Origin of the sequence: Reinekea sp., from assembly GCF_046710285.1 — a bacterium.
In the GTDB taxonomy this organism is placed as follows: Bacteria; Pseudomonadota; Gammaproteobacteria; order Pseudomonadales; family Natronospirillaceae; genus Reinekea.
This window is the reverse complement of the sequence record NZ_JBKEGY010000018.1, coordinates 14,630-28,830: the sequence shown is the minus strand read 5'-3', so window position 1 is coordinate 28,830 and position 14,201 is coordinate 14,630. Positions and strand designations below refer to the sequence as shown.

Sequence of the window (14,201 nt, the reverse complement as noted above, 5' to 3'; positions counted from 1 at the left end):
TACGCTGTTACATTTTTTTAATCGACTTCACTTTTTTCTTCACATGCTTTCGAACGGGTTTACCGGGGCGATTCAAATGCTTGGCTTTATTTGGCGACTGATATTTTTTACGTGACTCAGGCTTTTCAGCGGCAGGAATCAATTGATTCTCACCATCGCCAATCAAGTGCTTCAAGCCCATATTGGTTAAGGTTTCCCGAATTGTATCCCAGCCCTGCTTGTCATGATAACGCAGCAATGTTTTTTGCAATTGTCGCTGTTCGATTTTCTTAACAATGTTGACTGGATTACTTTTGTAAGTCACTCGCTTTAACGGGTTCTTACCTGAGTAATACATGGCCGTCGCTAAGCTCATGGGTGATGGGTAAAAGGTTTGCACCTGATCAACTTTCATATTGTTACGCTTTAACCAAAGCGCTAAGTTCACCATATCTTCATCTTCACAGCCTGGGTGGGCAGCAATAAAATATGGAATCAAATACTGTTTTTTACCGGCTTTACGGGAAAACTTTTCAAACATTGTCTTAAAGCGGTCGTAAGTGCCCATGCCTGGCTTCATCATCATTTGCAACGGTCTATTTTCAGTATGTTCTGGTGCAATTTTTAAATAGCCTCCGACGTGATGCGTTACTAACTCTTCAACATACTCAGGGTCTTCAACCGCTAGGTCGTAACGCAAGCCCGAGGCAATCGCGACATTTTTAATACCTTCTACTCGGCGAACCTTGCGATAGAGCTCTGTTGTCATCGAATGGTCGGTAATTAGATTTTTACAAATAGACGGGTATACACAACTGAGTCGACGGCAATTGGCCTGTATTTCATCATCCTTGCAATTCAGGTGATACATGTTTGCTGTTGGACCACCGAGGTCTGAGATACTTCCGGTAAAATTCGGAATTTTATCTCGCATGTCTTCAACTTCACGTAAGACTGACTCATGAGATCGACTTTGAATAATTCGACCTTCATGCTCAGTAATAGAACAAAAAGTACAGCCACCAAAACAACCGCGCATAATGTTAATCGATGTTTTGATCATATCGTAAGCCGGTATTTTTGCTTTACCGTAGCTAGGGTGTGGAACACGCGCATAGGTTAAATCGAATACGCCGTCCATTTCTTCTGTGGTTAATGGTATGGGTGGCGGGTTTACCCAGACTTCTAAGTTATCATGTTTTTGCACCAACACATGTGAGTTATGAGGGTTTGCTTCAACGTGTAATACTCGACTTGCGTGCGCATAGAGTGCCGGGTCGTTACGAACTTTTTCAAAAGACGGTAAACGAATATAGGTTTTCTCGTGATCAATGTCGGCTTTACGTTGCAGTGGCATTGGCACAATACGTAAGGTTTGAACATCGTCGACTTGTTCACTTGCAGCGCAACTGGCTTTATCGCCCGCCTCTGTTATTGGCTTTTTCTCTTCGTACGGATTTGGCTCATTAAACTCGGTCACTTCACCGATATTATGTGGCCAGTCAATTCGGCTTGAATCTATTTCAACCCAGTCTCGTGGTGTTTCTTTAAGCAAAATAGTCGTGCCGCGAACGTTTTTTATATCTGCTACCGGTACGTTATTGGCAAGCTTATGTGTCACTTCCACTAATGCACGCTCAGCATTACCGTATAGCAAAATATCGGCATTGGCATCAAACAAAACCGAATGGCGTACTTTGTTACTCCAATAATCGTACTGGGCAATTCGACGCAAGCTGGCTTCAATGCCACCGATGACCACTGGCACATCAGAATAAGCTTCTTTACATTTTTGACTGTAAACCAATACAGAACGATCCGGTCGTTTGCCGCCTTCATTGTTTGGCGTATAGGCGTCGTCGTTGCGAACTTTTAAATCGGCAGTGTAACGGTTAATTAGAGAATCCATGTTGCCCGCGGTCACACCAAAATATAAATTCGGCTTCCCGAGCGCTTTAAACGGGTCTGTCGATGTCCAGTCTGGCTGGCTAATTATGCCAACTCGAAAGCCTTGAGCCTCCAATAAACGCCCAATTACCGCCATGCCAAAACTGGGGTGGTCGACATAAGCATCGCCTGAGACCACAATAACGTCACAACTGTCCCAGCCAAGCTGATCCATTTCCTCCCGACTCATCGGTAAAAAAGGCGCAGGGTCGAAGCAAGATGCCCAATATTTAGGGTATTTGAATATGTGTGGGGCGGTCTTATGCATGAAAATCTACTACGGCTGTGTTGAACCGCTTAGGATAGCAGAAAAGCTAAGCTTTCTAAACGAAGCCACTAAAATATGACAAGGACATGGCGCAACTGTCATAAATACGTCATATATTCTATCTATTATGCTGACCTCTCATTTTTATGGAAGTCCACATGACTAGAAAATGGCTTGTCGCTCTGTTGGTTTGTATTGCCTATCCCATGTCCGCATTCTCGATTAATTTCGAGTCAACGGAGGTGGTTGCAAACAAAAATGGCTACCTTTTTGAAATACACGGGTCAAATACGATTGGCGCTGAATTGGCGCCTAACCTTATTGCTACTTGGCTAACAGAACATAAGTTTAACTCTATAGAGATTAAAGTAACTTCTGTACCGAATGAAAAGGAAGTCTGGGCTATAAGCCCAACAAAGCAACTCATTAAAATATTGGTCGCAGCACACGGTTCTGGAACTGGCTTTGAGCAGATTCGAAATGGGCGTGCAGACATTGCTGCAGCATCGCGACCGATAAAACCAAGTGAAAACGCGCTATTTCCTACCATAGATTTGACTCAATACGAAACAGAAACCGTATTGGCGATCGATGGTTTAGCCATAATAACGCACCCTGATTTATCTATTCCCTCCTTGACCATTAGCCAAGTGGGTGAGTTATTTTCTGGTAAAATAACCAATTGGCAACAATTAGGCGGTCCAAATTTAACTGTGTCTATTCATGCTCGTGATGATAAATCAGGCACTTTTGATACCTTTAAAGCCCTAGTCCTGAGTCGTGGCTATCAACTTAAACGCAATATAAAACGTTACGAATCGAATGATCAGCTAGCCAAACAGGTTTCATCTCAGTTTGGCGCGATAGGGTTTACAGCTTTTGCGAGCATAGGGCATGCAAAGGCCGTCGCGATTATTGATGGAGAGAGTCAGCCAATGCTACCTAAGGTATCGTCAATCGCTATTGAGGATTACCCTCTATCACGTCGACTTTACCTTTATCAGGCGAATAGTAGTAATGCCTTTGCAAAAGACTTCCTTAGTTTTGTGAAATCACCAACGGGGCAAAATACCGTAGCAAACTCTGGCTTTGTATCACAAAATCTAACCGAGCTGTCAATCGAGCCAGCAGATAACCTACCGAATGGATATCGTTTTATTATCGAACGCTCCATGCGTTTAACCACAAACTTTCGATTTTCTCCAGGGGAAAAAACACTAGATAATAAGGCACAAGACGACCTTTTACGCATTCAAGAGTATATGGCTCGACCCGAAAACCAAAACCGTTCGATTATGCTAGTTGCCTTTGCTAACAAACAAAATTCAGAATTTAGAGCACAACTGCTATCTGAAGCACGCGCTTTAAGAGTCAAACAACAGTTGAATAGCATTGGTATCCAAACAAATGCAATGACGGGTTATGGCGAGATGAATCCAGTGGCCGACAATACTGATGAAAAATTTGCACTGAGAAACTTACGTGTAGAAGTATGGATTCGATAATGAATTAAAAAGAACAGGCTAATCGGCTTTAGAGTCTACTACGTTTCACCTAGACTATAGGTGTTGGGTAGATCTGATGCATAGGTCATCGAAAAGAATGATGGAAGTCAACTTGGTTGCTTTTAAGCTGGATTTATCTCTAAAACCCTAGATAATCTTAGCCGTTAAAAACTGCCCAAAACGGAACTAATATGCCTTACCAAGCCATTCGCATGATCGTAATGGATATGGACGATACTTTACTAAACTCAAAATTACAGGTGAGTGATGCTAATCGAGCAGCCCTCAAACGTGCACAACTGGCCGGAATTACATTGGTGTTGGCGTCCGGTCGCCCAACACCCGCCATGTCTACTTTTGCTGATGAGTTAGCATTTACTAAAAATGGTTTTGTGATTTCTTACAACGGCGCCTACGTAACAGATTGGTCAAACCAAAAGGTATTATTCGACACCTGCTTAACCAAAATAGAACTTGATTTACTTATTGATATTGCCCGCGAACAAAGTTGCAACTTACATACCTACGTTGAAGGCGAGATCATCACAAATATTGAAAACCCCCATACTGATTTTGAAGCCGAATTGACAGGAATGCCTGTCCGTATTGTTAGTAATATGAAAGCTCTCGTCACCGAAAAGGTCCCTAAAGTACTTTTGACCGGACCCGCTAACAAAGTAAAGCAAATGAAAGAAACATTAGCACAGCAACTTGGCGATCAATTCATGATCAGTATCTCCAAACCTGTTTTCTTAGAGTTCACAAACTTAGCGGTCGACAAAAGTCGTGGTATCGATGTCATTTGTAAGAAGTTAGACATAGAAAAAACTCATGTTATGGCTTTAGGTGACAGTTACAACGATTTAACCATGATTCGTGATTGCGGTTTAGGCGTTGCCATGGGCAATGCACCCGATGACATAAAAGCCCTTGCTAATGAGGTGACACTTAATTGTGAGGAGAATGGCGTTGCTGTCATGATCAACCGTGTGATAGACGCTATCGAAGCGAAATAGACAGCCTTATAGCAGATATCAATCAGCGTCGTACAAAATTGACCGGCGCGAGTGCTTGCTTCGATTGATCAAACTGCTGCCACAACTGAGCATAACTCAAGGTCAGACCTGGTACGCTATCTTCAGGCAGCAAGTCAGCCATAGGCCGCAGTACAAAGGCATTTTTAAACAACTCAGCACGAGGCAGTTCAATGCCTTCATGATTTCCATGAAAACCACCATAGGTAACCACGTCAATATCTAATGTTCGCGGGCTAAATTTTGGCCCAGTCCGGTCCCGACCGTGACGATCTTCTATATTTTTTAATACACTAATGACATTGGTTAAACTCTTTTGCGTATAAATAATGGCAATAGAATTCAAAAAAGCACTGCCATCAAAACCAACGGCTTCACTTTCGTAAATTGGCGAACTGATAACTTCACCAAACTCATTTTCTAACGCGGTCAAAGCTGCATTAATATGCTTAAAACGATCAATATTACTACCTAAGCTTAGCGTTACCTGAATTAGACTAGTCATGGGCAGCAAACCGCCGCTCAATGCGTAAACCGACTGCCGCACAGCCACCCACAGCTGCTGGTTTATTGATTCTCAGTTGAATAAGGTTAATGCCGAACTCTACGTGAATAAGTTCACATAATTGCTGAGCATAGCGCTCTAATAATTCAAAGGTTTGCTCTTGGGACCAAGCCCGAACTCGCTGCGACAAAGCATCGTAGTCGAGTGCATATTGCAAATCGTCAGTTTCGCCTGCCTTGGTACAATCAAAAGCTAAGTTCAAATCTAACAACAAAGTTTGCTTCGCTTCACGTTCGAATTCATAGACACCGATTAAAGACTCAACGTTTAAGGCTTCAATATAGACCCAATCTTGCATAAACATCCTTACTCTAAAATAGGTTCAAGTGTATTTAGTGGCCAACGAGGCCTAATTTCCAGACCAAGCGCAGAGCTTTGCCCAGCTCGCATACGCAGCCAGCCAGCATAGGCGATCATGGCACCATTATCGGTACAAAATTCTGAGCGTGGATAAAATAAATGGCAACGCTCTTTTTTAACCAGCTCTGCCAAACGCGCCCGTAAGCGTGTGTTAGCACTTACGCCACCGGCAATAACTAGGTTTTTGTACCCTGTTTGCTGCAAAGCACGACGACACTTAATAGCCAGTGTATCTACAACCGCCTCTTGAAAGGCAAAAGCGATATCCGCCATGTCTTGATCAGGCACAACTTCATCTACAACATGCTTAGCAATGACTAAACGCACAGAGGTTTTCAAACCTGAAAAACTAAAGTCAAGCCCGGGCCGATCGACCATAGGCCGTGGAAACTTAAACCGCCCTGCCACACCGTCATCGGCAATTTTACTTAACAAAGGACCACCCGGATAAGGAAGCCCCATCATTTTAGCGGTTTTATCAAATGCCTCACCGGCGGCATCATCAAGGGTTTCACCTAAAATTTTATAATTACCCGGGCTTTGGACATCGACCAACATGGTATGACCGCCACTCACGAGCAGGGTAACAAACGGATATGACGGTGGCTCATCTTCAAGCATAGGCGCCAACAAATGACCCTCCATATGATGAACACCCAAAGCCGGAACACCCCAGCCAAACGCCAATGATCGAGCCGTGGCAGCGCCCACCATCAATGCACCGACCAGGCCAGGTCCAGCGGTAAAAGCAACCCCATCCACTTCACCTAAAGCCAAGCCTACTTTAGCAAATACTTCGCGAATTAAAGGCAACAGTTTACGAATATGATCACGTGAGGCCAACTCAGGAACCACACCGCCAAATTCAGCGTGCATTTTTACTTGGCTGTATAAAACATGCGCCATCAAGCCTTGTTCGCTATCATAAATAGCCACGCCAGTTTCATCGCAAGAAGATTCAATGCCCAAGACTCGCATAAATAAGGAGTTCCACAGAGTTTTAGAAAGGCGCGTAGTTTAGCGATTCTAAGTCTTGGTGGCTAGGTGAGTTTTTTTATAAAAGCTGCCAGCTGACAGTTTTTAGCTGCAAGGAAAAGATTTGAAAAACGGTTTTTGGCTGCGGGCTTCGGGCTGTGGGTGAAAGTCAAAATCGGCTGGCAGGCAGCTTAGGCGGGAAATTAGCTTTGTGTGGGAATCTGAGGCATGGATGCCGAAATTTAGCGGCGTAAGGAGGCGCGAACAGCGACCGCTCAAAGATGATTTGCCTCCTAAGCGTTTAGTGAAGCTGCCAGCTATCAGTAAAATTCAAAATCGGCTGGCAGGCAAGCTTAGGTGGGAAATTAGCTTTGTGTGGGAATCTGAGGCATGGATGCCGAAGTTTAGCGGCGCAGGGAGGCGCGAACAGCGACCACTCAAAGGTGATTTGCCACCTAAGCGTTTAGTGAAGCTGCCAGCTGTCAGTTTTTAGCTATCAGTAAAATTCAAAATCGGCTGGCAAGTAAGCTTAGGTGGGAAATTAGCTTTGTGTGGGAATCTGAGGCATGGATGCCGATGTTTAGCGGCGCAGGGAGGCGCGAACAGCGACCACTCGAAGGTGATTTGCCTCCTAAGCGTAAAGTGGTTCTGATCAAGTGTTTGCTTCTATCTGCCATGCATCGTCTGCTTTCCAGGTCGAGACCCAATTCGGGAGTTCATCGGCGGGCATGGGTCGCGCTATACCGTAGCCTTGCGCTAACTGACAGCCCAATTGCAATAGTGCAACGCCATGGGCGGTGGTCTCTACGCCTTCAGCAATCACTTCGCGTTGGAACGCCTTGGCCAAACCAATAACACCTTCAACTATCGCTAGGTCATCTTTATTGACTAGCATGCCCTGCACAAAGGACAGATCTATTTTAACCAGGTGCGCGGGCAGATGCCTTAAATGGGTAAGTGAAGAGTACCCCGTACCAAAGTCATCTAAAGCAAAGCGCACGTCGAGCACTTGGCACTCCTTCATGGTCGCCGATATTTGATTGATATCATTTAATGCACTGGTTTCCAATACTTCTAGTTCTAAAAAATAAGGCGATACATTTGGGTGCCCTGACAACAAACTCTCTAGGCGCTCAGTAAAATCATCTTGTTGTAGTTGATAAGCACTGATGTTCACACTGATGGGCAAGTGAACACCTATATTTTTCCATTGGCCGATTTGAGATAAAGCGGTATCTATAACCCACTCGCCCAGTTCAAGACTAATCTTTTGCCCTTCTATAACGGGTAAGAACTCTGAAGGGGGCAATAAACCCTGTTCGCGATGGTGCCAGCGAATTAAAGCTTCAACGCCAATTACTTCGCCAGTGAACATATTTACCTTAGGCTGGTAATGCAGGACAAATTCGCGCCTATCTAAAGCAGATCGAATTTCGTCAATACTTTGCCATTGAGTCATGATTGCATTGTCGTGTACGGTATCAAACAGGTGGTATCGGTTCTTCCCTCCTTGCTTTGCAATATACATCGCTTGGTCCGCGTGGCGGATAAGCTGCTCAGCATCAGCTTTATCTTGCGGGTAAAGTGTGACACCAATACTTGATGACACCTGCAGCACGACACCATTTAAGATAACGGGATCTTCGGTTGCTTTAAGTAAACGCTCAAGTACAGGGATGTAATCTTCTTCTTTTTCGATATCGACCATAATGGCAATAAATTCATCACCACCGATGCGGGCTAAAGTATCACCTTCACGCAAAGCCTCTTTCATTCGCTTTGAAAGTATTACAAGCATTTCATCACCCACATCATGTCCGTAAGAGTCGTTGACGGTTTTGAATCCATCTATGTCCATGAAGGCAACGGCAACAAACCTATCGCTAGGGTTGCACTGTTCTATCGCTAAGCTAAGGCGTTCGGCCAGCAATACTCGATTGGGTAAGTTAGTCAGTAAATCAAAATGGGCGATTCGTTCTAGTTTTTCTTCAGCTTGTTTGCGCTCGGTCAAATCAACATCGAGGCAAAACATCTCAGGGGGTTGTCCTGGAACTTGTACAAAGGCATGACTGGAAAAGACATTAACGTCCGAGCCATCCTTTGCCATCAAAGTAAGTTCACTCGATGGAATAACACGTTTAGTTTCGAACATCTCTAACATTGCTTCACGGACGTCTGTGTGCAACGCCTTAGGAATAATTAGATTAAAAAAATTCTTACCTATCGCTTCTTCGGCACTGTAGCCATATAATTTTTCAGAGGCTTTATTCCAATATCGTGTTATCCCCTTTTCATCGTAGCTTTGTACCGCTACCGAAGGAATGGACTGGAGCAATTGATGAAAACGCGACTCATAACTTTTAAGTGCTAAGTGACTTTGCTCTTGCTCAATAGCGATGCTCGCCAAATAAGCAGTCTGTTCAATTACGGCAATATCGACATCTTTCGGCTCATTTGGACTGTGATGGTAAATGGCAAAAGTACCCAGCACATCTCCTTTGGTGGAACGAATCGGCTCTGACCAACAGGCACCTAGCTCTGCTTTATTTGCCAGTTCCTTATAACGCTCCCAGTAAGGGTGAGTTTGAATATCTTTAACAATAACTCGCTCATTGAGAAATGCCGCCGTACCACATGAACCGACACCTAAGCCAATTTCGATACCATGAATAGCTTCATTATAGAAATCAGGAAGGCTTGCTGCAGTTCCGCCTAATAGATGTTTACCATCGTCATCTAATAATAAAATACTGCATAACATACCTGGATTTTGCTTTTCAACAGCGCTGACTATGGCGCCCAAAATCACCGAAAGCCGTTCACCTCTGGCAATTAATTCCAAAACAGCATTACGAGCTTTTTCGCGTGATTCCGTTTCTTTTCGATCAGTAATGTCACGACCGACTCCGACAAGAAAATAATTACCCTGAGTATCAAGATATCTATTTTTTCGCACAGCTATCGTCTTTGTTTGAGATCCAGAAAACGTCACCGTCTCTTCGAAAACAACTTCTTGACCATCGGCGAGTACTTGCCTGTCGGTGGTTAAAAACCGTTCTATTTCGACGGGGGTTAAATCCCATGCTAGTTTTTTGCCGATCACCTCGCTCTTGGCCACGCCAAACAAACGACAATAGGCTTCATTGACCAGAACCAATCTGCAGTCAGCGTCTTTAACAAATATAAAGTCTTGAGCATTATTAAACATCGTACTGAGATACATCCCAATGTCATCGGGATTGTTTTCAAACTCATTCATCTAGCTGGGCCTATGCCACGCTCTAACATTACCTATCGCCACTCCTGAAATATAGAAAACACTGTTCGTACTTTAGTATAGTTTTTTCATTCTAGGGTAATAAAGATCAAATTAACCTAAGGAGGTGCTGCTATATAGCCGATTGCGCTATTAACGATCAGAATAAAACCGAAAAGGAAAGATAACCTACTCAAAACGCCTCTATGGAATAGAGGCGATATGAAAATAATGAATTCAAACAATTGTCAGACTAGTTAGGACATTGGCCTACTTCATAATAACCACTCGCGGTTTCTCTGACCCATTTATAGCTGCCGGAAATTGCTCCGAGCGTATCATTAGAACCAACGGCATAATAACCCATGGAGTAATAGGCTCGACCGGCTGAATTATGACTGAGGTTGCTCGCATACCAATCTTCGCAACTGCCTACTGGCGGCGGGACGGTACCTTCACAATTGCTTGGTGCATTTGAAAACCAGGCACCTGCTTCCCCTTCCGTTAATAAAACCGAACCCCAACTATCATAGGCATAGCCAATATCTAATGTGTCGCCTGTACTTATCGCACGCAAATTGTATGCGCCACCGGCCACTGCTCGATTATTACTAATGTGCCCACTCGGACTATCAGACACAACGACACAGCTTTCAATTGGCGCATTAGGGTCGATTACATTAACTACCCTATACTTGGTATCGCTATAACCATCGCTATCTACTGCATAATATTCGCACTGTTAGGCCCCAACGGTTGAAGTATTCACGTTACAGTTCGACTGAACGGATACGCTTCCATCTTCAACATCGACTGCGGTTGCGCCTGGATCACCAAAATTATTATTAAGATCCACGGACATAGGGTTAGCCCCAAGTACACTTATCTCTGGTTTATTGTAAGGCAGCGCTCCATTTTTAGCATGACGATTGAAAAAGTCCCAGATAATGTCAGGGTAAGAGGGTCCTTTTTTAACTGCCCATTTACTTTCATTGCCATTCGCGCCACCAATCCAATAGTGACCGTGATTTGTGTCAGATGGGTTTTGTGTGGCTAAAGGTCCGGTATAAAAAACAGTTTCTACTATGGACCGAGATTGTGAATTGCCGTCTTGGGTATAAAATTTATGTTGGCAGTTGTAACTGTTTTGATTAACAGGCGAGCACGATTGCGTTGTTGCTAGAGTTTCCGCAGGAGTATTGAAAGCGACTTCCCCAAAGGCTCTTAAATGGGAGTCTCGAATGTTGTAACCTGCGGGTTGAACAACCGTACTATAGATTTAACCATGTGATTTACCTTTGTTGTTGTTTTTGTCAGGTCGCACATCTCAATCGACACCCGCCAGACTAGGTGGTTATTTTTTAACCAGATATAATACTTTTGAAGGATCATCCTCATGTGCCAAAAAAGACCAGATACATGATTTAAATCCAATAAAACTTATTGAATCCTCTAACTTATTGAATTAATCGAACATGGGTTGGAAAACAGTTTTTGTGGGCTTGGCAGACTTGCACTCTCTTGCTTGAAGGTGGATAGTAGAAACGGGTAGTTAAGCCGTATGCTCAGTTCTATTTTTGTTTAAATAGGTATTATTTTTTACGCAATAAGGAATAATTATCATGAGTGTTCTTCTATTTTTAATTGCCGCGCTGGCTCTATTTTATATCAACACCACCGCTATAATCTCAGCACTTTCCTTAGTCGCTTTGACTCTATTCGGCATGTATTTGGATAATGGTTCTATTTTGAGTGTTCTGTTTGGCAGTGCACTCTTAGCTATTTCTTTTCTGTTGATGTTCCCAAACCCACTGCGTCAAAGCAAAGTCAGTACGCCCCTTCTGGCTTGGGTAAGAGGACGCCTACCCAAGCTATCAGATACAGAATCTGAGGCACTCAAATCGGGCAGCGTCGACTGGGATGGTGAGTTGTTTTCTGGCCGACCAAACTGGAACACTCTACTCAAAACAGCACCAGCAAAATTAACCGACAATGAGCAAGCTTTTATCGATGGTCCTGTAGAGCAATTGTGCGCCATGCTAGATGACTGGAAAATGACCCACGAAGATTACGACCTTCCGGAAAACGTTTGGGCATTTATTAAAGAGAATGGCTTTTTTGGGCTAATGATACCCGCTGAAAAAGGCGGCAAAGGGTTTTCTCATACCGCCCACTCAGAAATAGTCATGAAGTTATCAACCCGCAGCGTCTCAGCAGCCGTCACGGTCATGGTGCCAAACTCACTCGGCCCGGGTGAACTGTTAATGGAATACGGTACCGAGCAGCAAAAAGATTATTATTTACCGAGACTCGCAAATGGTGAAGAAACACCCTGCTTTGCACTGACGTCTCCCGTTGCAGGCTCCGATGCTGGCGCCATTCCTGATAAAGGCATTGTTTGTCATGGCCAGTGGCAAGGCAAAGAAACGATTGGTTTAAAGGTTACCTGGAACAAGCGCTACATCACGCTAGCACCGGTCGCTACTTTGATAGGCTTGGCAATAAAAGTCTATGACCCAGATAAACTGATAGGCGATGACGCAGACATAGGTGTGACTTGCGTGTTAATACCAGCCGAAACAGAAGGCGTTAACCGTGGCCCGCGCCACCTACCGATGAATACCGTCTTTATGAATGGTCCAACCTGGGGAACAGAAGTCTTTATTCCCATGGAACAAGTCATAGGCGGTCAAGATATGCTCGGCAAAGGCTGGACAATGCTATTAGAGTGCCTGTCTATTGGCCGCTCTATCTCATTACCCGCATTGGGGGCCGGCGCCGGTAAATATGCTTGTTTAGCAACCGGCTCTTACGCACTCACCAGAGAGCAATTCGGCCGTTCCATCAGCCAATTCGAAGGCGTTCAAGAAGCCTTAGAACCGATGGCAGGTTACACCTACATGATGGACGCTGCGCGCGTTTTAACCTCAGGCATGCTCGATCGAGGCGTTCGACCGTCGGTGTTATCCGCTGTCCTTAAATATCGCAATACCGATCTTATGCGTACCGTTATAAATCACGCGATGGATGTCGTTGCCGGCCGAGGGGTTATTACTGGACCGCGTAACTTTTTAGCACGCGCCTATCAAGCCGTGCCCATTGCCATTACCGTTGAAGGCGCAAATATACTGACCCGCAGCCTAATGATCTTCGGCCAAGGCGCCATTCGCTGCCACCCCTATATCGCAGATGAAATTGCCGCCGCAGGTTTAGAAGACCCAAAACAAGCGATTAAAAAGTTTGATGGACTGTTTTATAAGCATATAGCCCACACCACCCGCAACGCCTTAAGGGCTCTGCTATTAGGCGCATCCAAAGGCTGGCTAGAACCAACTCCGAAAGAAGGCGACATCAAGCAATACTATCGTCAACTCGGGCGTTTTTCTGCTGCGTTTGCGCTCATGACCGACGTATCATTATTGTCGCTAGGCGGTGAACTTAAAGCACGCCAACGCCTATCCGGACGCATGGCCGATTGTTTAACACAACTTTATTACGCCTCGGCAGTCATTAAATTTTGGTATGAACAAGGCTACCCCGAAGAACAGCGTTCTATCGTAGAATGGAGCCTACAAACCTGCCTTCGTGACCTGCAAAAAGAACTACGTGAACTCATTATTAACTTCCCAATAGCTGCACTGCGTTGGCCACTGCGAATACTTATATTTCCATTAGGCGCAACTGGCTTAAATGGCCCAAATGATAAACTAGGGACTCAGGTTGCCATGAGCATCGTAAAAGACTCACCTGTTCGCGACCGAATAACCCAAGGCTGCTATGTCAATTCGAAAGCAGACGATTCATTAGGCCGAGTGTTAAACGCCTATCAACTGGCAAATGAAACAAAAGACCTGCGCGAACTTCTTCACAAAGCACTGCGCAAACGAGACGCAGATGACATTGACGAAATCACGCTACTCATGGGACATGAACGCAAAGAGTTAGTCGATTGGGCTTACAAAGAGAAGATCATCACCAAAGATGAATCTGAAAAACTGCTAGAAGCACTAACAGCACTTTATGATGTGCTTAGAGTCGACGCCTTCGACGCAGACGGTTTAAAAGAATTAGCAAACGGTGCAGCAGGTAAACGAAAAGTAGTGGAGCGGCCGAAAGAGCGGTAGGTTTTTGAAAGGCAGCTGGCAGCTGAAAGCTATAAACTGACAGCTTCAGCGGTTTTGACCTTACTCGCACCCCGCAACCAATAACCATCCCTTCCGTTCAGATGCTGGCGTGGGTGAGGGGGTAAATTTAAAAGTGAATGACTGTTTGAGCGCAGCGAGTTGTTATGAACGGCTTAAATTTACACCGG

The 14,201-nt window shown here is 44.5% G+C and carries 9 protein-coding genes; 3 read left to right on the top strand and 6 right to left on the bottom strand.

The window, feature by feature from the left end; all coding sequences use genetic code 11:
- Positions 1-7: 7 nt before the first annotated feature.
- A complete protein-coding gene (locus ACI882_RS12775; protein ID WP_411745285.1) occupies positions 8-2,194 on the bottom strand; it encodes a YgiQ family radical SAM protein in 2,187 nt (728 codons plus the stop codon).
- Positions 2,195-2,352: 158 nt separating this feature from the next.
- Between ACI882_RS12775 and ACI882_RS12770 the strand changes: the two genes are divergently transcribed.
- A complete protein-coding gene (locus tag ACI882_RS12770) occupies positions 2,353-3,699 on the top strand; it encodes a substrate-binding domain-containing protein (RefSeq protein ID WP_411745284.1) in 1,347 nt (448 codons plus the stop codon).
- A 191-nt stretch (positions 3,700-3,890) separates the two neighbouring features.
- Positions 3,891-4,715: a Cof-type HAD-IIB family hydrolase gene (locus tag ACI882_RS12765; protein WP_411745283.1), complete on the top strand. Its 825-nt coding sequence runs from the start codon at positions 3,891-3,893 to the stop codon at positions 4,713-4,715.
- 22 nt (positions 4,716-4,737) lie between these two features.
- Here the strand turns inward: ACI882_RS12765 and folK are convergent, their stop codons facing one another.
- From folK to ACI882_RS12740, 5 genes are all read right to left on the bottom strand, one after another.
- The gene (gene folK / locus ACI882_RS12760) at positions 4,738-5,238 is read right to left on the bottom strand and encodes a 2-amino-4-hydroxy-6-hydroxymethyldihydropteridine diphosphokinase (protein ID WP_411746998.1); all 501 of its coding nucleotides are present in this window, start codon (positions 5,236-5,238) and stop codon (positions 4,738-4,740) included.
- Positions 5,231-5,596: a dihydroneopterin aldolase gene (gene folB / locus ACI882_RS12755; protein WP_411745729.1), complete on the bottom strand. Its 366-nt coding sequence runs from the start codon at positions 5,594-5,596 to the stop codon at positions 5,231-5,233. Before folB ends, folK begins: the two co-directional genes overlap by 8 nt.
- Positions 5,597-5,604: 8 nt before the next feature.
- A complete protein-coding gene (tsaD, locus tag ACI882_RS12750) occupies positions 5,605-6,636 on the bottom strand; it encodes a tRNA (adenosine(37)-N6)-threonylcarbamoyltransferase complex transferase subunit TsaD (RefSeq protein WP_411745730.1) in 1,032 nt (343 codons plus the stop codon).
- A 649-nt stretch (positions 6,637-7,285) separates the two neighbouring features.
- The gene (locus ACI882_RS12745; RefSeq protein WP_411745732.1) at positions 7,286-9,892 is read right to left on the bottom strand and encodes an EAL domain-containing protein; all 2,607 of its coding nucleotides are present in this window, start codon (positions 9,890-9,892) and stop codon (positions 7,286-7,288) included.
- 250 nt (positions 9,893-10,142) lie between these two features.
- A complete protein-coding gene (locus tag ACI882_RS12740) occupies positions 10,143-10,529 on the bottom strand; it encodes a hypothetical protein (protein WP_411745733.1) in 387 nt (128 codons plus the stop codon).
- Positions 10,530-11,511: 982 nt separating this feature from the next.
- Between ACI882_RS12740 and ACI882_RS12735 the strand changes: the two genes are divergently transcribed.
- Complete coding sequence (locus tag ACI882_RS12735; protein ID WP_411744440.1) at positions 11,512-14,013, top strand: acyl-CoA dehydrogenase; 2,502 nt, start codon at positions 11,512-11,514, stop codon at positions 14,011-14,013.
- The last annotated feature ends 188 nt before the right edge of the window (positions 14,014-14,201 follow it).